Source organism: Photobacterium lutimaris (genome assembly GCF_003025555.1).
GTDB classification, from domain to species: domain Bacteria; phylum Pseudomonadota; class Gammaproteobacteria; order Enterobacterales; family Vibrionaceae; genus Photobacterium; species Photobacterium lutimaris.
Genome location: NZ_PYMH01000001.1, coordinates 969,188 through 995,254 on the forward strand (window position 1 = coordinate 969,188; position 26,067 = coordinate 995,254).

Annotated in this window: 29 protein-coding genes; 19 read left to right on the plus strand and 10 right to left on the minus strand. The window is 42.4% G+C overall.

Annotated features, from left to right (window positions below; genetic code table 11):
• Positions 1-107 precede the first annotated feature (107 nt).
• The 12 genes from C9I99_RS04220 (at position 108) to C9I99_RS04270 (ending at position 9,975) form a co-directional block, all read left to right on the plus strand.
• The gene (locus C9I99_RS04220) at positions 108-494 is read left to right on the plus strand and encodes a hypothetical protein (RefSeq protein ID WP_107347566.1); all 387 of its coding nucleotides are present in this window, start codon (positions 108-110) and stop codon (positions 492-494) included.
• The gene (locus C9I99_RS04225; protein WP_107347567.1) at positions 494-712 is read left to right on the plus strand and encodes a hypothetical protein; all 219 of its coding nucleotides are present in this window, start codon (positions 494-496) and stop codon (positions 710-712) included. Before C9I99_RS04220 ends, C9I99_RS04225 begins: the two co-directional genes overlap by 1 nt.
• Positions 713-830: 118 nt before the next feature.
• Positions 831-1,223: a hypothetical protein gene (locus C9I99_RS04230; RefSeq protein ID WP_107347568.1), complete on the plus strand. Its 393-nt coding sequence runs from the start codon at positions 831-833 to the stop codon at positions 1,221-1,223.
• Positions 1,224-1,231: 8 nt separating this feature from the next.
• Positions 1,232-1,561, plus strand: a complete 330-nt coding sequence (locus tag C9I99_RS04235; protein WP_107347569.1) for a hypothetical protein — start codon at positions 1,232-1,234, stop codon at positions 1,559-1,561.
• Positions 1,562-1,674: 113 nt separating this feature from the next.
• Entirely contained in the window at positions 1,675-1,989 is a 315-nt protein-coding gene (locus C9I99_RS04240) for a hypothetical protein (protein ID WP_107347570.1), read from the plus strand.
• 1,680 nt (positions 1,990-3,669) lie between these two features.
• Positions 3,670-3,801, plus strand: coding sequence for a hypothetical protein (locus C9I99_RS27515; protein ID WP_275937927.1), 132 nt, complete (start codon positions 3,670-3,672; stop codon positions 3,799-3,801).
• Between the two features lie 1,097 nt (positions 3,802-4,898).
• Positions 4,899-5,894, plus strand: a complete 996-nt coding sequence (locus tag C9I99_RS04245; protein WP_107347571.1) for a hypothetical protein — start codon at positions 4,899-4,901, stop codon at positions 5,892-5,894.
• A 316-nt stretch (positions 5,895-6,210) separates the two neighbouring features.
• Positions 6,211-6,768, plus strand: a complete 558-nt coding sequence (locus C9I99_RS04250; protein ID WP_107347572.1) for a tyrosine-type recombinase/integrase — start codon at positions 6,211-6,213, stop codon at positions 6,766-6,768.
• A 457-nt stretch (positions 6,769-7,225) separates the two neighbouring features.
• A complete protein-coding gene (locus C9I99_RS04255) occupies positions 7,226-7,504 on the plus strand; it encodes a hypothetical protein (protein ID WP_107347573.1) in 279 nt (92 codons plus the stop codon).
• Between the two features lie 18 nt (positions 7,505-7,522).
• Positions 7,523-8,071 carry an ABC-three component system protein gene (locus C9I99_RS04260; protein WP_107347574.1) on the plus strand — a complete coding sequence of 183 codons (549 nt, stop codon included), beginning with the start codon at positions 7,523-7,525 and terminating at the stop codon, positions 8,069-8,071.
• Positions 8,058-8,312 (plus strand): ABC-three component system middle component 6, encoded by a 255-nt coding sequence (locus C9I99_RS04265; protein WP_107347575.1) that lies wholly within the window; start codon positions 8,058-8,060, stop codon positions 8,310-8,312. Before C9I99_RS04260 ends, C9I99_RS04265 begins: the two co-directional genes overlap by 14 nt.
• Positions 8,281-9,975 carry a DUF2326 domain-containing protein gene (locus C9I99_RS04270; RefSeq protein ID WP_107347576.1) on the plus strand — a complete coding sequence of 565 codons (1,695 nt, stop codon included), beginning with the start codon at positions 8,281-8,283 and terminating at the stop codon, positions 9,973-9,975. Before C9I99_RS04265 ends, C9I99_RS04270 begins: the two co-directional genes overlap by 32 nt.
• Before the next feature lie 65 nt (positions 9,976-10,040).
• Here C9I99_RS04270 and C9I99_RS04275 read toward each other — a convergent pair whose 3' ends face one another.
• Together C9I99_RS04275 and C9I99_RS04280 are read right to left on the minus strand one after the other, a co-directional pair.
• Positions 10,041-10,307 carry a hypothetical protein gene (locus C9I99_RS04275; RefSeq protein WP_107347577.1) on the minus strand — a complete coding sequence of 89 codons (267 nt, stop codon included), beginning with the start codon at positions 10,305-10,307 and terminating at the stop codon, positions 10,041-10,043.
• 90 nt (positions 10,308-10,397) lie between these two features.
• Positions 10,398-10,880: a hypothetical protein gene (locus C9I99_RS04280; RefSeq protein ID WP_107347578.1), complete on the minus strand. Its 483-nt coding sequence runs from the start codon at positions 10,878-10,880 to the stop codon at positions 10,398-10,400.
• A 204-nt stretch (positions 10,881-11,084) separates the two neighbouring features.
• On the opposite strand from C9I99_RS04280, the gene C9I99_RS27520 reads away from it, so the two are divergent.
• Positions 11,085-11,219: a hypothetical protein gene (locus C9I99_RS27520; RefSeq protein WP_275937926.1), complete on the plus strand. Its 135-nt coding sequence runs from the start codon at positions 11,085-11,087 to the stop codon at positions 11,217-11,219.
• A gap of 34 nt (positions 11,220-11,253) precedes the next feature.
• Here the strand turns inward: C9I99_RS27520 and C9I99_RS04285 are convergent, their stop codons facing one another.
• The 3 genes from C9I99_RS04285 to C9I99_RS04295 form a co-directional block, all read right to left on the minus strand.
• A complete protein-coding gene (locus C9I99_RS04285; protein ID WP_107347579.1) occupies positions 11,254-12,771 on the minus strand; it encodes a recombinase family protein in 1,518 nt (505 codons plus the stop codon).
• 87 nt (positions 12,772-12,858) lie between these two features.
• Positions 12,859-13,074 (minus strand): peptidylprolyl isomerase, encoded by a 216-nt coding sequence (locus tag C9I99_RS04290; protein ID WP_107347580.1) that lies wholly within the window; start codon positions 13,072-13,074, stop codon positions 12,859-12,861.
• Positions 13,075-13,248: 174 nt separating this feature from the next.
• The gene (locus C9I99_RS04295) at positions 13,249-13,938 is read right to left on the minus strand and encodes a VC0807 family protein (RefSeq protein ID WP_107347581.1); all 690 of its coding nucleotides are present in this window, start codon (positions 13,936-13,938) and stop codon (positions 13,249-13,251) included.
• Between the two features lie 228 nt (positions 13,939-14,166).
• Here C9I99_RS04295 and C9I99_RS04300 point away from each other — a divergent pair, with 228 nt between their 5' ends.
• Entirely contained in the window at positions 14,167-15,711 is a 1,545-nt protein-coding gene (locus C9I99_RS04300) for a glutamate synthase-related protein (protein WP_107347582.1), read from the plus strand.
• A gap of 78 nt (positions 15,712-15,789) precedes the next feature.
• Positions 15,790-16,329 carry a hydrolase gene (locus C9I99_RS04305; RefSeq protein WP_107347583.1) on the plus strand — a complete coding sequence of 180 codons (540 nt, stop codon included), beginning with the start codon at positions 15,790-15,792 and terminating at the stop codon, positions 16,327-16,329.
• A gap of 69 nt (positions 16,330-16,398) precedes the next feature.
• On the opposite strand, the gene C9I99_RS04310 is transcribed toward C9I99_RS04305, so the two are convergent.
• Complete coding sequence (locus C9I99_RS04310) at positions 16,399-17,160, minus strand: DmsC/YnfH family molybdoenzyme membrane anchor subunit (protein WP_107347584.1); 762 nt, start codon at positions 17,158-17,160, stop codon at positions 16,399-16,401.
• Positions 17,161-17,309: 149 nt separating this feature from the next.
• The gene (locus C9I99_RS04315) at positions 17,310-18,713 is read right to left on the minus strand and encodes an MDR family MFS transporter (protein ID WP_107347585.1); all 1,404 of its coding nucleotides are present in this window, start codon (positions 18,711-18,713) and stop codon (positions 17,310-17,312) included.
• 236 nt (positions 18,714-18,949) lie between these two features.
• Between C9I99_RS04315 and nagA the strand changes: the two genes are divergently transcribed.
• Together nagA and C9I99_RS04325 are read left to right on the plus strand one after the other, a co-directional pair.
• A complete protein-coding gene (nagA, locus tag C9I99_RS04320; RefSeq protein WP_107347586.1) occupies positions 18,950-20,074 on the plus strand; it encodes an N-acetylglucosamine-6-phosphate deacetylase in 1,125 nt (374 codons plus the stop codon).
• 125 nt (positions 20,075-20,199) lie between these two features.
• A complete protein-coding gene (locus tag C9I99_RS04325; RefSeq protein ID WP_107347863.1) occupies positions 20,200-21,081 on the plus strand; it encodes a LysR family transcriptional regulator in 882 nt (293 codons plus the stop codon).
• An 83-nt stretch (positions 21,082-21,164) separates the two neighbouring features.
• Here the strand turns inward: C9I99_RS04325 and C9I99_RS04330 are convergent, their stop codons facing one another.
• The gene (locus tag C9I99_RS04330; protein WP_107347587.1) at positions 21,165-21,467 is read right to left on the minus strand and encodes a hypothetical protein; all 303 of its coding nucleotides are present in this window, start codon (positions 21,465-21,467) and stop codon (positions 21,165-21,167) included.
• Between the two features lie 315 nt (positions 21,468-21,782).
• On the opposite strand from C9I99_RS04330, the gene ltaE reads away from it, so the two are divergent.
• Entirely contained in the window at positions 21,783-22,787 is a 1,005-nt protein-coding gene (ltaE, locus tag C9I99_RS04335; RefSeq protein ID WP_166645454.1) for a low-specificity L-threonine aldolase, read from the plus strand.
• 70 nt (positions 22,788-22,857) lie between these two features.
• Here the strand turns inward: ltaE and C9I99_RS04340 are convergent, their stop codons facing one another.
• Entirely contained in the window at positions 22,858-23,511 is a 654-nt protein-coding gene (locus C9I99_RS04340; RefSeq protein WP_107347589.1) for a hypothetical protein, read from the minus strand.
• A gap of 193 nt (positions 23,512-23,704) precedes the next feature.
• A complete protein-coding gene (gene nhaD, locus C9I99_RS04345; protein ID WP_243734624.1) occupies positions 23,705-25,093 on the minus strand; it encodes a sodium:proton antiporter NhaD in 1,389 nt (462 codons plus the stop codon).
• Positions 25,094-25,472: 379 nt separating this feature from the next.
• Between nhaD and C9I99_RS04350 the strand changes: the two genes are divergently transcribed.
• On the plus strand, positions 25,473-25,943 hold the full coding sequence (locus C9I99_RS04350) for a hypothetical protein (RefSeq protein WP_107347591.1): 471 nt from the start codon (positions 25,473-25,475) through the stop codon (positions 25,941-25,943).
• Positions 25,944-26,067 lie beyond the last annotated feature (124 nt).

Consider the following 26,067-nt stretch of genomic DNA (forward strand, 5'->3'; position numbering starts at 1 on the left):
TCTATAGAAGAATCTAAGGGCTCTAACTACCGACTGATACAGCCGCTAGGGTAACAACCATACCCTTTCTGTATTTCCTTAAAACTGACAAAAAGAAAGGAACAACTATGCCTTCTATCACTATTGTCCTAACTATCCTGGTGGCTGTACTTGTGCTGCTTACATTAGCTATTGGCTTCACTCTTCAATGCTCACGAAAACGAACACAATCAAAGGAGCTCGATTTGAAAAATTACCTGATGCCGGCATTTCATAAACACGGCTTTATTCAGAATGACACTAACCCTGATTTGATGGATTACAAGGATCTCTACTCAATCAATATCTCTTCATTTCCTCTCGTAACTCTATTTGCTGATTTTGGTGATGGTATGGAACAGGCAGGTGAACCAATCCCTATCGTTGAAGATGGTGCTACACCCGAAGAATCCGCACAGCTATTAGATGAGTTTATTGGTGGGTTGGTTTCAATGCATCAAAAGGAAGTTGAATAATGGGAGTGTTAAATGCTGACCTCAGCCCCGACTACGTTGATCACATGAAGAACATAGCTCCTCATGACAAAGAACCAGCAGGAGCTAATGAACTTCGTCGTCGTAATATGCAAGCCACCAGAGACCGTGTTGGAAAAACATACCAAGAAGCTTTACGTATGGAGCAGGCATTGGAAGCTAAAACACATGCTGAAGACAAGAAGCGTCTAAGTACCTAATTTCATCATTATCCATACCTATGTCTAAACACGATTTTAACTGGTTTTAACTCACTGATTTTATTAGCTGTAGTTAGACCTCAATTCAATACCAAACACAACATAATTAGGAGTCTGTATGTCAGGCAACAAAGACAAGCCTTGGCTGTTCAGCAAGGGCGATCCTCGTGCGTCCAAAGCTGGCAAAAAGGGCTCACGAAAAGGCGTACCAAATGGTAAGACGCGTCAAACCATGACTGTGAAGGAAATATACACCTCACGCAAACGAGATCCGTTAACACCACTAATGAAACGAGAAGAAGCACTAGAAAAGAAGCTATCTGAGACTGGTGAACTATCAGATAACGAGTGGAAGGAGTATCAGGCGATCCCTGAGCGAATGGTTAAACTACAGAAAATGTTAAACGAGCCAACCAAGCAAATCATTGAATCCTCAAATAACGCTGATGAAGATGGAATCATTAAAGGTTCAGCACTGGATGACATCCTCTGTGAAGATTTAGAAGAATAAGGAACAATATGACAAATAGAAAAGATACTGACGGGGAAATTATACTCACCCCAAAAGAACAAAAGAAAGCGAAGGAGTTGCTCAATTCGTACGGTGCTGACCCCTTGGGAGCTCTCGCTACTATTCTAGGTGATTACCAAACAAGATTAGAAGCTGGTGAACGGCTATCTGCTGAAGAACTAGAGCATATGGAAAAATTAGCTCTCAAGCTACTACCCTATCAGCACTCTCGTGAAGCAGTGATACAACGCAAAGAAGAGGCCAAACCTATGGATGAGGACTCAGGTATCGTCAAGGATTCAGCATTAGATAACATTCTTACGGACTTGGAAAACTAGATTTCAGACTAACTGTTCCTATCTAATTACTGACGTTCTAGGCAAACTATTGTAAACGCCCATAGCTGTTTCAGTTGTGGGCGTTGTTGTATTTTAATGAGGAGAATGAAGCTTTGAAGAAGAGTCGTAATCAAGTAGAACGCAAAAGTAAGCGTCAAATAGACCAGTATCTACCAATAACCATCCGTATTCACTACACGGAAGATGAAGAAGATACGAATGGATTCTACCGTGACCATACCCTTGATGTAGGTATCGAGATTGATACTGTTCTAACTACATTCATGCACTTGGGTAAAAAGCGTCTCCTTCAGCTCATCAAAGGTGATTCCAACCGTATTGGTATATTTGAAGTGGTGCAGCGCACAATAGAAATGGAGCTGCCTGAGCCTACGCAACCAAACACTTCAGCATTGTCACTGTTTTGATAACAATGAATTCGATATTCGTATCCATAAAGTATAATTTCTAACTAAATAGCTGAGAGTCACCATTATGCTATAGCATACTCTTGCGGGGTGATTCTTGGCTATTTTAGCTATAACCCTCAAACATTCGGCAATACCTTACCTTTGTAACCATAACGAACAGTCGTTTGGCCTTTTTAGTATAATCCTAGGGGTTTACGGGTCATTCATTGTTCCAACCTAAATTAATTCCCCCCATCCCTTATATGTCATAGTTATAAAGCATTTTAATTAAATGTTTGCATTGGAGACACACTGATCCACCTCTATTGATATCAACCCAGTATCTCTATTTACTAACAATATAGTATTGGTGATGGGTGATAACCTTAGTAAATAACTAAACCATACCCCCGATGATAGCTGGACTTTGTTCAAGTATTAGCAATGAATGATAGTACTAACCAATCAGCCATATAACGGTTCACTAGCTTTTAAGTATGTTTAAAATGAAAACAGCGAATATGATAAGTAGAGTTGTGAGTAGTAAAGTAGAGCGCCAACTCATAGTTCATTATTAGACGGCTTCATTCTGGACACTGTTATACCGCTATTCCCACTCCCCATTAAATTCTGGGAGTCACATCCAGATTCGCCAGTTACCACATTTTCCTACCAAGACAAAAATAAAAACGTGTTTTGCACCTTCACCTCTTCTTCTTTCCTGCTCTCTCACACTCTCCTACTAACTTCAAGTGCGCTCCCATCAATCAACTCATGTACAGCCCCATGTTTAACATCCACGGGAAAACAACACCCGAAGATTCTATTATCTATGCAATATCAAATTAAAACACAATTTTCAGAGTTATTGATATAACGTTCCATTCCTTCTCCACGTAATTCACACATCACTTCATGGTTACTCAATCGTTTCTCTAGATGACCACATTGTGAACTTTCCTCCCCCCCAATTTCCATAGAACACGTATAGCAAGACCCAAATTTAAACGAATTTGTACATATCTAAATACCCTCAACACACCATCAATATACTGCTCTGCTTGTTCTTCTAAATACCTCTATTTATAAGGCATCAACGCTCATTCAACCCTCTCAATTCATATTGTAATAATCACTCAATTCAATAGCTGTTCAATACTCATTGTATATGGTCATCAATTAGCTCTATTTGACAGTAATATCTCTCATCATCCTTTTTCTTGTGTTGTTACTTCACAATTCCACCACTCGAAAGAGGTATATTCACCTCTATATAGTGTCTATTTTCAATTCGAGCCACTAGAGGGACTACATTTAGGTGGCTGATTAAACACAATTACTATTCAAAATCTGTTCTAAGGAAAATGTTTATACATCCATAGGGCTGCACGAATAGATATTACCCGCTTCAAAGCAAGCTGTTGATATTGCTGAAATAGTTCAATTTTAATAGATTCATAGCTAGTGTAGATTAACTCCGTTTCCATAGTGTTTCGCCTATGGAGTATAGAATTGTGTTATGCGGGTATGAACTAGAGAGTCATTGGCCTGAATAGACTAGACACCAAAACACAATAACTATTAGATAATTGAGAACCCTATCAGGTGTTAATGAGAACAACGTTCAGACTGATGTTTCGCATTGCACAGCACTAAGTATGATTGCTTCATCAACTAAGCAACTAAAGGTATTTGGCTATGAATACAATGGGTGACTTCTGCCCTCACTGCGATCATATCATCGTGTGGGACTACAACTTACAAAAGGAGTGTCAGGTCTGTGGTGAGGATGTCAATGAAGAGATTGAAGATGACAGTGATGAGGGTTAAAGCACATCAAAATCCGAACGCAGAAAATAGGATTTCCGGAGATTTTTATAGTTAGAGGTGAAGTAACATACAAACCCATGAGATAGAAAACAGCTCTGTAGGTATGAGCTAATACTCAATTCAACCATACTCGCTATAAACTCACGGCGAAACAAAAGTATCTATCTATCTCAGATGGATAGATGTTTCGTTTCTGTCTAGTGTAGGTATCATTGAAGGTATAGTCAGGTAACGAAAGGCAGAGAAAACGAGGAGTGCACACTACGTGGAGCGCTACCAATAAAATCCTTCTGTTCTATCGTAGATGTACTGACCCGCTTCCAAGAAGACTTAAAAGGCTGTTCAGGGGCACCATCCCATAATCCTATAGTAACTCATCACACCATACTCTCTACTTACCCTCCAACAACTATCACCCTTAGCGTACATTTATTGTACCGCGACTAGATCAAGGCGAAAGGAGTATTCATTTGGAATAGAGAGAAAATGACTACATTCCATGAGACATACCTACCCTCTAGAAAGAACTTATTTTTGGTTCGTTTTTTATCCTATTGCTCTTCTATTTTATCTATTTAAGGCTATCACCAACATACCCACCATAATTCGTACAGAAGAACCCACGTTACAAGATCTTCATCGTCATACCTATCTCAACAGGTATCACTCACTCTGATAACAGCACCAATGACCTTGTGGCTTGGCCTTCTGGGATAGCTAAAAAATACAATACGCTTGATCTAGATCATGAATGCAGGAGTTAGTAGCTCTGGGGGCTCTATGTGCTACTTGTTATTGATAAACAAGACGATAGCAAGTTAACTTTATGTTAATGTTAAATATTTTGGGCGGATCTCTGTCTAATGATAGATGAATAGTATATTCATCATCATAAAAGTCAATTGATAATTTAATTAACAATATATCAACACTAAATTTTCCTTTAATCCTCTGAATTAATTTGTTTTTATTGCGCCCCTAACAAATTCCTTGACACAGAATTTGTTCATTTATTAACGATGTTATTTATATGTTTTTCTAAATCTACGTCTGTAGTTTTTAAGAAAAATAGAAAACTTTAAATTTGGAGTTTGTAGATGATTGTAACTGAAGAATTGCAATACTCATTGTACGCTAGCCAACGTGAGTTGGATGGTTACCGAGAACGGTATGGTGTTGATATGTCGCAATATTTTGATAAACGTGGCGAATGTACGTTTATACTACCAACGTATGCGGATCTTGAGACTGGGCAGATTTATCTGGGAATTAAACAATTACTTGAAGAATTGCTTGGCTATCATCGAAATGGTCACCACCTCTACATGTATGATGACAATGTAACTAGGTTCTCGCCAAAGTTAGAGCAGGCTCACCCTGAGGGTGTAAAAATTCGTGAAATCATTCCAAGCCACGCAGCGAAATTACTCTCTGACGAAGAACGAGAGGTGCTGAGCAAGGAGGTGAGAATTCGAAATCCGCGCACTGGTAAAAACGTTACTGTTTTAGACATTTCGGCAATGAGTACTATTTGTCTAATGCACGATTTTGGATTGCGGTCAGATCAATTACGAGTTAAATCTCAAATCGAAACAGCTATTCTGATGCAAAAGTTAAATGCTCAGATGAACAAAGAATCAATAGCGCTAAAATTCAGGGCAATTTTCGATGTAAGTAACCTAACTCCTGAAGAAGAAGTCTGCTTGTACGGGAAACCGAAGGCGACAATTCGTCCTCAAAAACTCTTCAGTGAAGAAGTATATAAGACGTTTGCGAGGCTGCGCGGAAAGGATCATGATATTAAAGATGGTGACCGCTACAAGAAAAATGCCCCTGTCATGAATGATTTGAAAAGGCTTGCATACGGATACTTATCTCCGACTGCACGTAAACAATTGAAACACAATACAGGGTCTAATGTTCGTCTTGGAAATTGTTTAAATCAGCACGCGCTCGGTATTACATCGTTCAATGTCTACAAAGCCGCTGAGACCGCAGAGCTTTACTACGAGCGCGGTGAGCATGACAAATTCTTCTCTGAATATGATCAACATATTAAACAAATAGCCTTCCAGCCATTACTAGACGACTAGTGGTGTCTTAGAAAACCATCAATTGCAGGGCGGACAAATACCGTCCTGCTTTGATCATTGTGTTATTTAACATCATTCAAAGTATCAGTTTATCATATAGTTTCGTATCACTAATTTTGTACTCAATGATGTTATCCATTCTCTAACCAACAACTCATTTCGTTAGCTCTCCTTCCCATACATAATAGTTCTAATTGCTAAAACGTAGTTATGTTATTTAGCCAAGTCGGGTTTTATCGTGGTTGCGTTTATTCTAGGTAGCCCTATTTGGCATAAATGAGGCTTGTAAGAAATATCGTAATTAGGAGTCTAGAAGATGAAGTCAGTAGTTCAGCCAGTAAAAGACCCAACTGATATCGCATTGGTCAAGAAGCTGCTCACCAAACATCATGGTCAGATGTACACAGACGTTTGGGAGTTCGGTATCAATACTGCCCTTCGTGTATCAGACATCCTATCTATCAAGTATGAAGATATAAGGAACGATAGGATTGCACTGAAAGAGAAGAAGACGCGCAAGTATAAGGATATCAAGTTAGTGCCTAAGTTGATGGATATCGTTGCTAGGCGTCGTACAGAGAACCCTAATCATGTCTACCTATTCCAAAGCAGCAGTAACCGAGCTAAGTCAATGACTCGCCCACTATCTAAAACAAGCGTATACAACTCACTATCTGCGGTCGGTGAGATAGTTGGTGTCCATATGGGAACTCACTCGATGAGGAAGACCAGAGGCTATCATGTATACAACCAGACGAAGGATATTGGCCTGGTCATGGATATGCTAAACCACTCATCCGAAAGGGAAACACTGCGCTACATAGGTATCAATCAAGAAGTTCATGATAAGTTGGCTGAAGAAATAGTGCTGTAGTCCAGAAGGATATTCATTTCGATTCTAGCCAGTAACGGTACAATTGATGTTAAGTTTGGGTGGTAATGGAGGTCACTAAAAACTTGAACCTGTGGTGGTATACGCTGCACTATCTTGTCTAAACTATGGTGCGAACAACCGTTTAAGATTCCTTGGGAACGCCATAATGCACACGCCAGAGAACTAGATTGGTGTATTTATTGGTAGCAATCCAAGTGTTGTGGATATGGTGATTACCTTGCCCAGAATTCAGGTCCCATAACTTTACCAACAATACTACCCGTTCTAGATCATAACGAAACAGCTACCAAATAATAGGCAATTTTGTCTCTCCCATTTCCCCAAATCATGACACATCATGTCAAAACGCTTGATTTAAAACACAAATCTAGATATCTCGTATAGAAAACCCTACAAAACCTCTATAAAATCACGCTTTTTAACGGCATGAAATTATATGAATGAGTTGGTAGCTTGGTTTTCCAGCCCTCTAGCAGTGGCAATTGCTTGGTTTTGCACGGTTGTAGGTTTCATCTATTCACTATTACAACGCAACGAAAAGAACAAGTTCAAGGTTAAGTGTGAAAAGCTTGAAGCCAATAACTACAAGCTGGAACAGCAAATTATTAGCATTCAGAACACCAGCACTCATGGCAACCAGCAAGACGTCAAACAAGAAGGCACTACCAACATCAATACAGGTGTATTGAATGGTGACCTCAATCTCAATCAATGAGATAGGTAAAATAAGGTTATGGCAGATACATTAGTCCAAATCAAAGAGGTGCACGGAGATGTTAATAATGCGGAGCCTCCTGAGTCCAAGGTAGACTCTATCATCAATGACGTCATTAGTGAGATATCACAGGCACGAGTCACTGTTAACATAAAGGATCGTACATTCCCCTCCAAAGTTGACAGCAAAATTAAACATAACCAACTGAAGAGAAACAGAAGTATTGTGCTTCAGTACAAAAGCTATTCATCACATATCGAATCTGCATATAGCACAGTCGAGAAGCATGTTGTTAATGGCAAACAAACAGCGTTGCTGATTCTGAATGAAATGTATGCAACCGCATTAGCAAAGTTCAACATAGATGTTTGGGAACCAGACATGGCGGTGATTCAGCAACATGCTGACGAAATAATCGATGATGTTAAAACTCAGCTAACCAAATTCCTCTACAAGTCTGCAAACATCACTTTTACCAAAGAGCAGTTGGCTGTTGGTGTCAATGTGGTGCTCGCCCACGCTTTTGTTGAATGCTATGTGCTGGAGAACCCTAATGATACTGACTAAAGGTGCTAACCCAGAAATCAATGTCGTCTACATTGGAGCATTCGTACTAAAACATCTTCATGAATCGCGAGGTCACAAAATGAAAATTACTCGCTTGATGAAACTAGGGGAAAGAGAACTATCTATCTCCATCGACCACATGATCCTAACGCTAGACTGGCTATACGCTATTTCTGCTATCAAACATAATAACGATGAGGTTTCCATCAATGAAACTACTCAAGCTAACAACAAAGGTTGATGGAAGTGTAATTCGAGAAATCGAATTCAATGACACTCTAAACATCATCACGAACGAGAGAAATTCGGACTTATCAGGCAACCAAATCGGTAAATCGGTTCCTGGTCGAATTATCGACTTCTTATTAGATGGTTCGATCAACCCTATATACATTGATGAAGAATTTGATACTGCTGAGCCAAGTATTCAAAAGTTGTTGGGTGAACATATAGTCACCTCTTCCCTTTCTTACATTGGGCTAGATGGCAGTACTACAGAGATAAAACGAAACCTTGCAATAGGAAGCTCTGATTCAATTTATTATGTCAACGGCGAAGTTAAGAGTAAGAAAGAGTACAACAGCCATATCTTGAATACGATGTTCAATGTGTATTCTGACAAGCCTACCCTTAGAAAGTTAGCTCCTAAGTTTCTGAGAACAGATACATATCGAATGACAAAAACAGTCAAATTCAATGATGATAAGTTTAAAATATCTCAAGCAGATAGAAACACATTGTTCTTGTACCTGTTTAACTTTGGCGACACAGAGATTCTGAGTAAAATCCAGAGCATTAAAACCTTCCTCAGCAACTATGGGAAGAAGCTCAAATCATTTAATGGCATCATTAGAGATGACAAGATTGTTAGCACCATAAAAAGCACGCAACGTGAACTTACTAAGCTAGAAAAATCTCTACTTCTGAGCGAAAACAATACAGACAAGCTCGTAATTATCGATGAAATCAATGATATTGATAATGAACAAAATAGATTATCTGACCAGATTCTATCGTTAGAGCTCAAAGTGAGTAACATCAAGAAGACTCAGGAACTGCTTGAGGGTAACAAGAACCATCACCTGCTTAGTGAGCTAGAAACCATCTATAACTATGCATCAGTTAAGTTAGGTTCCGTCCTCAATGACTATGATAACGTTCTTAAATTTCATAATCATTTGATCGAAACAAAAACTGAATTTGTTACTGATGGCCTAGAGAAACTGGAAGATCAACTACTTAAAAGCACATCTAAACTCAAGAAGTTAGAACAAACAAAGTCTTCGCTATTTCAGGAACTAAAATCTAAGAAGAAAATTGAAGAAATCTCTGAATCTGTCAAGACTATTGGGGAGCTAAACAAAAAGCTAATCCAGTTAAATGCTATCGTCGAGAAGAAAGATAGCATAGAAGGTAAAATAAATGATGAAACTGCAAAGCTAGAAAGACTTTCTGAAAGGTTGGCTGCGGAACTTCAAAATGTTCACACATTCGAAACAGAGTTTAAGAAGCATTTCAAAGATTACACCAAGACATTCTATGGTGTCGAATATAACTTCAACCTTAACTTAGACATTACAAATGGTAACTGCCAACCTACTGTAGATGAAATTCAGTCAAACAATGATGGTGGTTTAAAGCGGCTTGAAGCAATCACATTTGACTTGTCATATATCAAAGCAGTTGATTCGTTAGACCTATTAAGACCAACGTTTGTTGTACACGACTCTATAGACGAGGTTGATATAAAACATATACGTCAGTTATTCGATGAATCGATAAAGCTGTCAGGTCAGCAAGTGGTTTCTATGTTGGTGAGCCAACTAGAAGATAGTGATTATGAGAAGTACAAGGACTATATAGTTTTGGAACTTTCTCAAGAGGATAAGTATTTCAAAGTCTAAGGTTCACCCACCATCAAACGAAAAAGCTAGCCATTCGAACGGTGGCTAGTTTTTCACATTTTGCACTACTGGCCTACCATTCGTTCACTTAACTCAATAGCAGCCTTCGATTGAGATACGACCAACACCACACTTTCATTTAAACACTTCTCTATTGCTTCCTTGCGGCGCTCACTGAGTTTACCTGCATACTTAACAGAACCCTCGGCAACTGAGCCAAGCCATTCTCTTCGTTCTGCAGCCGTCATCTTTCCATATGAAGCCCACTCTTTCCCATCAATGGAAAGAGCTAGACCGTTAGTTTCTTCAAGTGAGACAAGTTTTATAGCCATTGTTGATTCCTCTATTTGATTCGATTACGACAACAACTGTAAGCGATCTAGATAGAATCGAAAGAAGTTTTCTAACGTATCCTTAAGGGCTTAACCCTTTGGTGTGCTGTCTATTTTACTCAGAGCAATCTCAATAACACTTAAACCCATTAACTCGTTAAGAGATTTTCGTCCCTCTTCCCCCAGCTCAGCCTCTATAGCTGCAATTAAACCCAGTAAACCTTTTCCTGCGAGTTCACCAAGATTATCGGCAGTCGTTATATGACCAACGAGTAAACTCAAGATATTTCTAAAACCTGAATCATTGAGGGCAGTCATCCAACTATCTCTAAATGCGGAGAGGTTTGACATATCTAGTTTACTCATAAAGTAAGGAGCTACCTTACCTGTTAGAGCTTCAGGTATCGTGTGTGTTTTATGGTAACTCTGTAAAGTAGACTGCCTGATGCCCGTCTCTTCAGCAATGTTATAGAATGTTAGTGAACCAAATCCTTCCCTGAGAAATAACTCAAAGATTTTTTGGTTAATAAACTCTAATTTTTCCTGACGTTCCTTAGCTGATATTCTTGCCATGATAATGATATTTGTAGCTTACGATATTCTCATCATCTTATTCGTATCAGTATTTGAATACAATCAATATTGGCTGGTATTTCATTAATCAGCCAACATACATAAACGCATGTAAATCAATGATATTTATACAGTTCATTCGTCAAATGTGGTAAAATAAAGGCTGAAATTAAGCCAGCCAACACACTATCGGAGACGCATAGCATGAAGAAGAAAATGAGTATTGAGATCTTTGGCTTTGAAGTTAACCTTTCAATTAAACCTTTGAATATAAAGGAAAAATCAGAAAATGTTCGTTTAAACAAGCCCCAAACCGATGTCAATAAGTGGTTGTTTTAACTGATAAAATTCCATATTTAACAACTACTTATAATCACTTATTTTCATATTCATCCCACGGTTCAGGCTTCATGTTATCGTATGATTTCTTGATACCGACCATAACAGCATAACTTAGCTTAATCTTATCTCCCGACTTGTAATGGATAGTACATTCATCATCATCCAATACAACTTTCTCAAGAATTGAAGCCAAGATAGCATTCACCTTGAACTTACCTTCCTCAGACTCAAAATCGAAGTCTAAGTCGAAATCATTACTGACCTTCTTATTCATCAAATCCTGAAGCTCTAGGTTACAGTCTGCTATTTGATTGTTGATTGATTCTATTTCTCTACCTGCTTGCTCTCTACTCGCTTCATCAGGTAAGTAACGCAATGTACCGATAACATTAAGTCGCTCAGTTTCCAACTGCTCAATCTGGTGCTTCTTGGAGTCAATATCCCTCAAGTTAACACCCCCACCCTTTAATCCTTTAGCAACTACCAGGTGCATATATCTATTAAAGGCATCAAAGATATCTTCAGCTATCAAGTAAGTGTGGTCGCAATCTTTGAAGCTAGCGCGACCTCTACATCGCAACCACTTATTTGTTAGCGTCATTGGCCGTTCACATTTAGGGCAACGCATCAAACCACGTAAAGGATTAGCTATCTTGCTCCGCTTCCCTCCAGTGGTTTTTCTAAATGACATTTGCACTGCATTAAAGTCTTCTTCAGATACAATCGCTGGGTAGTAATCTTTGATCACTTGATTTGTTGGATGGCGTTCTTGCCTACCATCATCTGTATAAACAACAGATGATTTCCTCAACCAACCCATTACCCGTTCGTTCTTCAGATATTTCCTCACTGTAGCAACGTTAAACAATCTACCTGATGACGTCTTGATACCTTGCTTCCTCAACTCCCTAACGATTGAGTCAGCCCCCATACCATCAAGTTTCATTCTGAAGAGTTTCCTGACTACTTGTGCTTTTTCCTCTAACACAACATATTCAGTTTTATCATCAGTTAGCTTTAGCCAATATGGACACATCTTAGATTTGGTTTTACCAAAATTACGTTGGTGAGCAGCCCTAATACGATCAGCTTTTTGTTTAGACTCTTGGTGAGCCAAATCCATCATAACTGTAAGTTGGATATCGTAGCCTAGCTCAAACTTATCATCCCATTTAAAAACCTTGTCACCGAACTTAGCCACAGCAATGTTGATTTTTAGCTCCTTTAGCTTTCGCCAAAGTTCACGCTGCTCATCAACAGACCTTCTTGAAATACGGTCTATTGCTTCCACCAGCAACAATGCGTTTTCAGGGATTTCACCACGCTCACAACGAGTAATAAAATCACCTAGTGCGCCTGATGTGAGGTTATGGCCTTTATATGCTGACCGCCCATCGTCAGAGATAGATTCTTGGAGGTGATACTCAGGGTGCTTTGATAACCAATCTAGTGCCAATGATTTCTGACGGTCTAGGCCAGTCTTCTCGACTTGAACCTCTAAACTAACTCGACTGTAGATATAGCAAGGAATGGAAGAAGGGTTTGTCACGGCTTACTCTCTGTGGTCACTTTTACACCACAATTATACCGTATCTGAATTCGAATAAAAGAATAAAACTGAAAGGAAGGAGTGTTTTTAAGGAGTTAAAACGTTAACTACGTTTTCGAATTGCGGAACCATCTGGCCTTTACGGAATTCACCCAAGTCACCCCCCTTTTTACCAGATGGGCATGTACTGTGTTTGCGTGCAAGGTCTGCGAATTTCTTACCTTGCTTTAGCTGCTTCATAATATCTTCAGCTTGTTCTTTATGCTTCACCAAGATGTGAAGCGCATGGGCTGTTTGTGCCATGGGGTACCTCATTATTTCTATGCTGCTAAAAAGCAGCACCAATCAATCCAATTCGCTTTCACCTGAAAGCATTTGGACAGAACTATACACGTCAATGGCGCTTCCACCAACTCTGGGCATTTCTAGACACAAAAAAGCCAGCATTGCTGCTGGCTTTGTTATCCGAACGTATCGTTATTGTTCGGCTTTGAGGATTTCAGCCGTTTCCAATTGAGTCATTTGGCGGATTTGGCGCCACATGTAAAAGAAAATCCCCATCATCATCAGCATTGATGGAATCGCAATAGCAGGATAGCTCACCAAGGTCAGGCGACCCAGCTCTTCATTAAAGGCTTGTGTGCCTGAAGGGCTAGTAACAATCATTTTTGCCAAAACGTAATTCATCGCAGATGAGAAAGCGAAGGTACCGGCAAAAAGGTAATTTGATGTGAGCAGGCGACGCTCAAAGTCACCCTTTCGGCCAAACTCGTTAAGTTTCTCGTTGATCAGTGGCAGATTCAATACGGTATCGTTGAAAAGCATCTTGCTCACAACCGGGTACTTGGTGAACGTAGAAGCAAAAACACCAACGCCAATAAGACCTGGAATCAAGGCTTCTTTTACCGCTAACCACTTAGGGTCAAGCTGAAGCAACCCGATACCACCGGTAAGCAACACACTGATAAAACCCAACAGCGAGATAAAATTAAACTTTTTGTACTTAATCAGCTCATAGCCACCCAGTACAACCGGAAAAGCTAAGGCCACAACCAGTGCGCCAACAGAGCCAAGGTATTCGTCACCACTTAGCTTCATCAATACGACTGAAGGCACGATAACGTTGAAAATCAAATCATTAAAAGGACTAGCTTTCTTTTCCGTCATAATATTTTACAAAGTTATTTAAACGTAAACATCTTCATTGTTCCGTGAAATGGCCCTGCTGTAAAGTAGTCGACCGTTACAAAAGGTTAAATCGCCTGAATGAAATAAGCAAAATTCATCAACATCCTATTGAGCATAACACATTCAGCTTCATGCCGGATGATGCAAACACACCTATCCTCACCCATACTTTGCACACATTCTTTGCCTGTGAATGGGGAGTCTTACATGAGTAAACCTGTGGTTGCCGATACCAAGCCGGTAAAAGTCACATTAGAAAAAGGCCAAACGTACTACTTCTGCACATGTGGCCGATCTACAAAACAGCCTTTCTGCGACGGTTCACATCAAACCACCGATTTCAAACCAAAAAGTTTCAATGCTGAAAAAGACGGCGATGCTTTTCTCTGTGCGTGTAAGCATACGGCTAACGCCCCATTTTGCGACGGTAGCCACAAACAGTTCAACGCCGAAGACATAGGTAAGGAAGGTCCAGGCACCGCGACCAGTAGCGATGAACTGCCAGTAGCAAAAGCCACGAAAGAAGAGCCCAATGTCGAGTTTATCCATCAGCTAGCCCACGAGGGCCTCAAAAACCTTGGGCATCATGGTGCAATGACGGCGATGGGTGTGCCGCGCTACCAACTACCTGACTGGGATGATATCCAAATCATGGTCGCCCAAATGGCTAAGAAGCCTCTGATGGATGATGCAAAGGTCGGCACTGAATTAGTGATTGGGCCAAAGGCCAAAAAACCGCTGGTACTCAATATACCGCTGTTTGTATCAGACATGAGTTTCGGTGCGCTCTCAGAAGAAGCCAAAACCGCCCTTGCGATGGGTGCGGAGTTGGTCGGTACCGGAATTTGCTCTGGGGAAGGCGGCATGCTCGCAGAGGAGCAGCAAGCTAACAGCCGCTATTTTTATGAACTGGCCAGTGCCATGTTTGGCTATCATGAAGGTTTGCTGAAAAAAATCCAGGCCTTCCACTTCAAAGGCGGCCAAGGTGCTAAAACCGGTACTGGCGGTCATTTACCCGCCATCAAAAACACAGGCAAAATTGCAAAAACCCGATGCCTTGAAGAAGGTACCGATGCTATATCTCCTCCGACATTTAAAGATCTCAAAACACCCCGTGACTTTGCGGCATTCGCCGACAATATCAGGGTGATCACCGGTGGGATCCCAATTGGTTTCAAACTCAGCGCCAATCATATAGAAAGGGATATGGGGTTTGCTTTAGAAGCTGGTGCCGATTACATCATTCTCGATGGACGTGGAGGGGGAACGGGTGCTGCCCCGAAAATCTTTCGTGATCATATCAGTGTACCCACTATCCCTGCCCTTGCTCGGGCAAGGTACTTCCTTGACAAGCAAGGTATGTCAGGCGAGGTTACGCTAATCATTACTGGAGGGTTACGAACCCCTACTGACTTTATCAAAGCGATGGCCCTTGGCGCTGATGGGATTGCCCTTGCCAACAGCGCAATGCAGGCCATAGGCTGCGTCGGGGCCAGGATTTGCAACACCAACAACTGCCCTGCGGGCATTGCCACTCAAAACCCTGAACTGCGTAAAAAGCTCGATCCAAATCGTGCCGCCACCCAACTGGCAAACTTCTTCACAGCATCCACCGAATTAATGCAAGTGATGGCACGAGCATGTGGTCACCATCACCTGAACCAATTTAACCAAGATGATTTGGCGACTTGGAGTGAACAGATGGCGCAGCTAGCGGGGATTGAGTACTCCGGTTTTAAGCAACGCGAGTAGAAAAATTGCGAACGTTGCATTTTCAATTAAGCGTAAATTCCTATATGGTAAACACTCAACTAATGATTGGATATTCATATGCTTACAACAAACGATACTGCACTGGTGATAGTTGATGTCCAAGGCAAACTTGCGCAAATCATGGACAGCAAGGAAACACTTTTTAAAAATTTAGAAACCGTTGTCAAAGGCGCTAAGATTCTGGATATCCCAATCATCTGGGTAGAGCAGATCCCGCACAAATTAGGCCCAACCATCCCGCAAATTTCTGACCATTTGCATGATCATACCCCTATCGCCAAAAACAGTTTCAGTTGCTACCGCGATACGCAGTTTGTCGAAGCCTTGTCAGCGTCAGGCTGCAAGAACATCGTGGTGGTGGGTATCGAAGCCCATATTTGTGTGTATCAAACAGTACGCCAATTGCTTGAAGCTGACTACCATGTTGAAGTGGTCGCTGATGCTGTCTCTTCACGCAATCCAACCAACAAACAGATTGCCTTGGACAAGATGCAGCAATTTGGTGCCTCGTTAACAACAGCTGAAATGCTGATTTTCGAGCTTCAAGAAATCGCTGAAGGCGAACGATTCAGAGACATTCTCAACGTCGTCAAGTAGTTGGATAAAAAACGCGATGCTATGCACCGCGTTTTTATTGGATCAGTGTGCTTTCACTATGCCGCTCGCTTAATATCCCACACCCGCAAAATATGAGGAAACCACACTCAGCGCCAATGCAAATGTCATGACACCCAAAACCGGTTTGCTTTTCGTCACCAGCGGCATTGACCAAACACCAACAACGGCCAGTAACAAACCCAAGCTGATCACCTGTGAGACAAACGGCATAACGGCACCAGTAGCCTCAATCTGACGAGATAATTCACCGAGTTGTGGAAACCCTGTAAGCAGACAGATAACCGCTATAATCGTACCAAGACGCGGTAATACCGTGTTGAGTTCTTCAACTTTGTGCTGTGCTCTTACAAGGCAAGCATGCGCAAGTAAGGTGCCACCACAAAGTGTCGTCGCTAAAAAGTGCGAAGCAATCAACCAATGCTCACTTCTCACCGCCAAGCCATGAATGAGATAACTCCCCCCGATGACAATGGCTAATACCAAACAGCACTTTCGAATAAAATCCGAACCTATCAACGCTTTTTCTGCGAACCAATAAAGTAGTGCAGATGCAAAAAACGTGATTGATAAAAGCGCTTCAGCACCAATACGGTATCCATCTGCTACATCAGCAAGCATCAGGTTCCATTCTCTGAGCAAAAGAGCACTGAATAACATTAACCATAACACCAGCATCGCCTTATGTAGGCGATCAGCTTGACCAAAACACAGTTTGCCACTCAATAACACCATGCCAAGAACAATGAATGCTCCAATCGACATTTGGGTCAACACACTTGAAAGAATAAATGGCCACTCAAACCAAGCCATAACTCACCTCGTCGTCATTCTCTCTGACGAATTTAAAAACGTAAGGCGGCGTATTTTGCCTGACAGCAATAATTTGTCCACAAAAAAGCCCAGCTAACAGGTTAGCTGGGCTAATTATTCCCTCAGGACTTGCCGCTCTGCTATTCGGCTTACTCCGATTTGTATGAGCGTTTCGGCTTGGCCACACCAGATGACAACGGCTGAGCTTTCAAACAAGCAATGGTCACCAACAAAGACACGATGGCGACGACCACCAATCCGCCATAGGTCACGTTGAAGCCTTCAGCTAAAGCTCCCGGGTCAAACTGCGACAACCCATCAGCACTTCCCTCACCTACATGCACCGGCACTTTGAGGTGAAACAGGGCCGCACAGAATGCAACGCCGAGTGCGCCGCCAAACTCACGACCGTAACCAAACATCGATAGGCCAATCCCACGGTCATGAGGAGGCAATACATTTTGCACTACCACATTCAAGCTCGGTAATGTCAATCCAAGTCCTAGACCGGCAAAAGCCAAAGCAACCGTCATTGTTAGGCCTTTATATAAAAGAAAAACAGCCACCACTGACATGCCAAAGCCAAGAACGGTCAAAGACTTATAAAGCCCTGTTTTAGCAATTCGTTTACCTCCAAGGTAGGCCCCGCTAGTGATACTCATCATAAAGACCATCATGATCAATCCACTGTCCGACGCACTCATTCCATGCTGCCATTGCATTTGAAGCGGTAGATACACCAGTATGGCAAACATCAACAGTTGTGAACACATGATCAACAACACACTGATCAAGTAGCCCGGAAGACGAAATATCCGCGCTGGTATGATCGGATCTGAAACATGTTTTTCCACAATGAGAAACAACACCAATGAGATACCAAGAGCGGCGAATAAACTGGCTTGACTGATCATAATGTCTGGTGACATCAACAACAGCAACAAAGTTGTAATCGTCATCAGCAAGCCCGCACCCGCCCAATCAAAGCGGCTGTCACGCCCTTTACTCAGGTGCTTGAGATTTGTATTAATCATCCAAAGTGCCAATGCCCCTAAAGGAAGGTTGATCCAAAATACCCACCGCCAGCTTAAATGTTCGGCAAAATAGCCCCCCAATAAAGGCCCCGCGATACTCGACGCCGCATACACCGCAGAGATATAGCCTTGGTATTTACCGACCTCTCTGGCCGGAATACAATCGGCAATGACCGTAAAGGCCAATGCAATAAGGCCACCACCACCGATCCCCTGCAGCACCCGTGCCGAAATAAGCGTTGGCAAATCTTGCGCCATGGCGCACGCAACCGAACCGAGTAAAAACAAAACAACACTGATGTTCAGCATTTTTACCCGACCGAAAATATCACTGAGCTTGCCATATACGGGTAACACCGCAGTAGCTGCCAACAAATATGCGGTAACAACCCATGTTAAAGCCTGTCCGGCACCAAGATCTTCACCGATAATCGGCAAAGGCGTGGTCACAATACTTTTTTCTAGTGATCCCAACGCAATAACCAATGCTACGCTGGTAAAAATTGTTTTCGGCGACATAAAATCTCCTATGAATGCGCGACAAGGATAATTCAAACAATGCATTTCGAAAACAGAAGATTGAGAGGCATCGGATCTCAGTAATGATGATCAATCTCCCTAGGCATTGACAAATAGCAAGTATTCCTCTAACTTATTTTTTAAACAAAATTAAGTTAGCCTTTTTTGCTCAAATTTGCTTATTTGCAGGGTTACGCTTTCACTTATTCTAAATAGATTCAAAAGTTGGGATGCCTATGTACGCAATCACAAATATCAATGTCTTCAATGGCCAAGATACTCTTGAAAAGCAAGCCATTATTGTAAATGGTGATACGATTGAATCAATTGTTTCAATGCAAGATGCCAACCTGCCTGAAACGGTTTACGATGGCCAAGGAGCCACTGCCACGGCAGGCTTTATTGATCTTCAGCTAAATGGTTGCGGTGGTGTTATGCTGAATGTCGACATTTCAAAGCAAACGCTCGACACCATCAACCGCACCAATATCCAAAATGGTACAACCCAGTACCTGCCAACACTGATCACAAGCCAGCATGAAACTATGTGCCAAGCGGTCGAACTTGTCGCTGGAATTGCAGCTCCACAAAATGAAGGGATCATCGGATTACACCTTGAAGGCCCATTTATTAGCAAAGAAAAAAAAGGAGCTCACAATGAAAGTCATATCCGCATTCTGGACGAACTGACCGCTCACTACCTTGCTGATAATGCCAAACACATCTCTGTCATTACACTTGCTCCAGAAAACACATCACAAACGGTTATCGATACGCTCAACAACGCTGGCATCACCGTGTCACTTGGCCATACCAATGCCAACTACCAGCAGTTGACGAGTAAAAGCCATTTGAAGATGGCAACCCACCTATACAATGCAATGACCCCTCTCGGCTCACGTGAGCCCGGCGCTGTTGGTTATATTTTTGATAAAAAGCCGCATGCGGGCATTATCGTCGATGGTATCCACTCATCTTATGCATCAGTACGTATTGCCCACCAGCAACTTGGTGAAAAACTCTTTATGGTCACCGATGCTGTCGCACCAGCGGGAACTGATATGACCGAGTATGACATGGCCGGCACCACAGCCTATGTCACCGACGGTAAATGCCACTATGCGGATGGTACAATTGCAGGAGCCGCCATTACGATGATCGAAGGCGTTAAGAACCTTATCCGGCATGTCGGCCTGAGTAGAGAGGAGGCTCTACGGATGGCTAGCCTTTACCCAGCGAAGGCCATTGGTATCGATAGCCAATACGGTCGCCTACTGCCTGGTTATAAAGCCAATATTACGTTGCTAACCGATCACAACGAGGTGTGTTCGGTTTATCAAATGGGGATGAAGCGCTTTTAATATCATCTCATTAAAATAGCGCCTCGGCTTCAAGCGGATATTTACATCCTCGGTATCCGCTTGACGCGATTCACCCTCAAATGGTACTAATCACTCATACATACCTAACCAGTACTTTATTAGCCATGTTAAACACCCAATGGCTCCACACCTTTATCACCTTGGTTGAAATTGGCCATTTCACACAAACAGCAGACAAGCTATTTATGACTCAACCGGGGGTCAGCCAACATATTAAAAAACTCGAAGAGCAAGCAGGTACCCCTTTGATCAAACGGATCGGCAAGCGGTTTGAGTTAACACCGGCAGGTCAGCAGTTATACCAATATGGCTTGAGGCGACAGGACGATGAAAAGCAGTTGTTAGGCCAATTGTTAGCTGATGACCCATTCTCTGGCGAGTGCCATTTGGCCTGCTCTGGTTCACTTGCAATGTTTCTCTACCCTCACTTCCTTAGCCACCAGAAAAACCATCAAGCTATCAGTATTCATTTGGAATCAGCGCCCAATCAACGAATTTTAGAAGGGATTAAGGGTGGCCAATTTGATATCGGTATCATTACCCATGCCGTGGCTGATCAATACTTCAACCAAACCAAAATAGGGCAAGAAGCCTTATGCGTTGTCGTACCCGCAGACTACCCTGATGCGAAATTAGATAAAGAGTCATTGTACTCTCTGGGGTTTATCAACCACCCGGACGGGAAGCACTACTTACAGCAAGTCCACCAAGCCAATTACGGCGACAGCCATTTTGACTTCCGGAAAATGAAAATAACTGGCTACATAAACCAACTCAATCAAATTTTGCTCCCTGTCTCAAAAGGCCTTGGCTTTACCGTATTACCAGAAAAAGCGGTCGATCACTTCAGCTATCCAGACAAAATAAAAACATTAGCCGTGCCGAATACCGTTAGCCAAGAATTGTATTTGATCCGGAAGCAGCACAGGCCCTTACCAAAGCGCTATATTCACATTATTGATACGATCACCAAGCTTCTGGAATAAAGTGGAAAAAATCCTGCTTAACAAGCAGGATTAAATAAGTCATCGTTACGCCCAATGTTCACGCCCTATTCAAGGGCAGAGCGCTATAGATCTCGCATCAGGATTTCATATTCTTCTTCAGCAAGCTCTATCAATTTGGCGAGCTCACGCGCATCATCACTCGATAGAGATAAGTGCCATTGTACATCATCTCTTTCAAGCTGATTTTTGCAAATGAGTTCCGTTTTTTTACCTTCAGAATAGAAATACAGTTGATCAAACTCTCCACTCAGATGACTATTCTGCTCCAAAATATTCACTTCAAGCTCTCCAACAGGACTTATTGTCACATCCGCGTGAAGTTTTGAATCTCCAGGTAAAATGAAATGCCTATGCTCAGCCAACATATGACAGCCTCCTATCTGACTTACGCCATGATTCTCCCGCGTCAGCGAACTCACAAATGTAAGTCGCTGAACAACGCTGCATGCAGCGTCCCCAGTCTCTTCACTAATAAGTCTAGTTAAAACAGTAACAGTCAAATGAAAATTCACGAAAGGATAACAATTATTCATTCATTTTTTTGCTCGGTATCAAATTTTCGTGATTTGAACAAAATCATGGCACGGTTTTCTATCCTCTACGTCCGGTTTCTGGCAAAGTCGTATACCCATGCTAAATGAATGCTGGACTAAACCGTAAATACCAAGGAAGTACCCATGATTGATTTTCGTTCTGATACAGTAACCCGCCCTACTCAAGCCATGCGCCAAGCAATGGCTAATGCCCCTGTCGGCGATGATGTATATGGTGATGATCCAACCGTCAACGATCTAGAGCAATGGGCTGCAGAGCGACATGGGTTTGAATGTGCACTCTTTTGTAGTTCAGGTACCCAGGCCAATTTACTTTCACTGATGGCACACTGTGAACGCGGAGATGAATATCTATGCGGGCAGCAGGCACATAATTACATGTTTGAAGGTGGTGGTGCTGCCGTGCTGGGCTCTATTCAGCCACAACCAATTGAAAATGAAAAAGACGGAACAATCCCCTTCACGAAGCTGTCAGCTGCAATCAAACCTGACGATGCCCACTTCGCAAGAACCCGCTTGTTAAGCCTTGAAAACACCATCAATGGTAAGGTGCTTCCTCTCTCCTACATGGCAGAGGCGCGTGAGTTTGTTAACCAGCACAACTTAAAACTGCATTTAGACGGAGCACGAGTTTACAATGCCGCGACCGCTTTGAATGTCGATATCAAGGCGATCAGCCAGTACTTTGATTCAATGACGGTTTGCTTATCCAAAGGTTTAGGTGCCCCAATTGGCTCATTGGTACTAGGTGACAAAGCCTTCATTGCAAAAGTGCGTCGCTGGCGAAAAGTGCTTGGTGGTGGAATGCGTCAGGCTGGTATTCTAGCCGCGGCGGCAAAGATCGCCTTAACCGAACATGTGGCACGATTAGCCGATGATCATGCAAATGCCAAAAAGCTGGCTGAAGGGTTAAACCGCCTACCTGGCTTTAAGGTTAATACCGATGTTGTCCAAACTAATATTGTCTTTGCTAAAGTCGATCCAAGCATTGACCAACAGCAACTTGCCACTGCGCTGAAAGAAAAAGGCATCATCATCACGCCAGGCAATCCAATGCGACTCGTCACCCATATCGATATTAGCAGTCAAGATATCGACACCTTTCTATTGGAGCTTGAAGCCGCACTATAGCGACTAATCCCAACGAATAAAGCGCCGATTGGACAAGTCCAATCGGCGCTTTTACGATATCGGCATCCAATTAGAAACGATAGCCCAGGCTCACTGATGATAACCCATGTTCAACCTTAATATCGTCATCATTCAAACGTGTTGGTACCACGACTCTTAGGCCTAACTCCCAATTCTTATAATTAACAACAGCACCTAGGTGAGAATTAAAGCCGATACCAGATGAGTCGAACTTCTCTTGGCTATTATCTGCATTCTTCAATTTGCCGTCAGCATTGAGATAATGCACGCCCGCTCCTAACTCGACTCGCCAACTTTTACATGACGAGCACAGCTTGCGGTTTCCCCACTGATAGAACAGTACTGGTTTGAAACTAACGGAATACCCTTTGTAATCGCCACCTACAAATTGATCATCATCGCCGTCATCGTAGTCTAAATCAAAATAACTCGCAGAAAGCTCTGTGTGATAACCCCAACGGCTCGATTCTGAAAAATAGTAAGGTGACTGTATGAGCGAGACAACAGGGGTAACAGAGTTTGACGAGTTAAAGGGGACGTCATTAAACTGCCCTTTTTTTGTAATATCAACACTGCCGGTTGACTTGGCAATCCCCAGTTTTACACCAGGAACCCTAAACAGAGTTTCTAAGTCCATTGCATGGGCAAAAGAACCCACAGAAAGCACAATTGTGCCCACAATTAAACATCCGTATTTTTTCATGCGCCGTTCCTATGACTGCTACAGCTTATATTTCTCAGTTAAGCACGACAATTGCCCAAAAAAAAGCCCAGCAATTGCTGGGCTTACATTTCATTATTCTTTAGTGATGTTCCACACACTTTCTGCTTACAGCAACACAGCTAGTCGACTGTTTTTTAGCCATCTTTTTTTAGAACACGCAACTCAAATCAGCTTAAAAGAGGTGGTTATTCAATAACAAATGGCAAACAATGCTCGCCACATACCCCAAGGCAATGACCGGCATCCATTTCAAATGGCCGAAGAATGTATATTTACCATGGGCTGCGCCCATCAAGGCAACACCTGCGGCAGAGCCAATAGAGAGCAAGCTACCACCAACACCAGCGGTCAATGTAACTAACAGCCAGTTACCCAATGAGAGTTCGGGCTGCATCGTCAATACCGCAAACATAACAGGAATATTATCCACTATTGCTGACAGTATCCCGACCATGACGTTTGCCCATACTGGGTTCCACTGGGTATACATCACCTCTGATACCAAACCAAGGTAACCCAACAAACTCAACCCGCCTACGCACATTACTACACCGTAGAAAAACAGTAGCGTATCCCACTCGGCATGAGAAACACGCTTGAACACGTCGAAGGGCACAACAGAGCCTATCCGCTTTAACGCTTCATCGTCTTTATTGGCAATGGCAAGCGCTTTTTTCTTCTCCAGCGAGCGCGGCAAAGTCTTGCGGAGGTAAAAACCGAAGAACTGCAAATACGCCAACCCCATCATCATGCCAATAACTGGCGGGAAGTGAACCAGCGCATGGAAAGCGACAGCAGTAGCAATCGTCAAAATGAACAAAAAGACAATACGCCTCGCCCCTCGTTTCAATTCAACGTATTCACTGGCGGTATTGGGTCTTGTCTTTGGCACGAAGAATGACATGATAGCCGCAGGAATAACGTAGTTGACCAATGACGGAATAAAGAGGTCGAAGAACTGAGTAAAACTAACCAGCCCAGTTTGCCAAACCATTAACGTGGTAATATCACCAAATGGGCTAAAAGCCCCGCCAGCATTTGCTGCCACCACGATATTAATACAGGCGATGTTGATAAAACGCAGGTTACTCCCCCCCACCTTCATAACAACAGCGCACATCAACAATGCCGTGGTCAAGTTATCGGCGATGGGTGAAATCACGAACGATAAAAAGCCGGTAAGCCAGAACAAACTCCTGAAATTAAACCCTTTACCCACCATCCAAGCTTGCAGCGAATCGAACAAGCGCCGCTCTTCCATGGCACTGATATAAGTCATTGCAACCAACAAGAACAACAGTAACTCGGCGTACTCCAGTAAGTTATGCTCTAACGCCGCCTTTGCTAATTCAATTTGCCCCTGTTGCTGATAAACAAAACCAATCATTAGCCATATTAAACCTGCGGCTAATAAAACGGGCTTTGACTTCCTCAATTGCAGGTATTCCTCACCCATTACCAAGCAATAAGCGAGACCAAAAATAATGAGTGATGCATAACCGACAGTCGACTGAGTTAAATCTGTGCCTGGTGCCGCGGCAAAAGCACTGCCCCCTGCCATTAGGGCTGCAGCGATCCCCCCAAACAGCATACTTCCTCGTAACAGTTTCATTCGCTACTCAACTCCCTGAGTGATTACACTAGCGTTAGTGTATATATTCCTTGTGATTATTTACGTGAAGCAATCTAATTTGTTAACAGCAATTACAACACACAATTAACACCATGTGAACATGCGTAGCGAAAATCCACCCCCTTCACGGTGACTCTGTGACCAGTCGCATTTATTTGCTTTTACGATTAATTTTGTAAAACCCACCAAACGTAAACCAAACTACTCTATGACTACTGATAAAATCAGACCTGTATGCACTTTCCAACAGCCTACGGGCTTGAATTAGCTAATATCAATTCGCTGAATGGAATGAGGAAAACATGGCATGAAAACAATCACGCATTGGTTGGAAGAACTTAAGAGTGTCGCCCTCAGCGCAAGCTGGGACGAAGCCGCCAATGCCCGTTTACTGAATGAAGCGCCTTCTTCACTATTTGGTCGTGTCGTTAACCCAACACAAAGTGAAGCTGTTGCTTATTGGTTAGATGTTTGCTGCCGATTAAGTGCGTACCACCAACACGCTGGAAATGTTGACCTTGCGTTCCGATACCAACAATTTAGTTACAGCAAGATACAGGCGCTCGCATCAGAGCCGAATCAAGACACCGCCATCCAACGCTGGTGTATCAAAAAACTGGAGCGCATGGTTGTTAGCATGCTGGAGTTCTGCCAGCAACAACCCCACCCTGCCTGGCAGAATGAAAGTAAACACCTTATCGAATCACATGTTCATTTTATGCAGATGTTATCGCACCAGAATCTATCGCTAGGGCCTGTGATCAAAAAAATACATTAACGTCTGATCCCTGAATTTGTGGTCACCATCCAACATCAACAGGCTATCTCAGTATTGAGATGACAATAAAAAAAGTCATAAGACTGATCTCAAGTTAATCTTGTATTGAGATTATTTACTATTC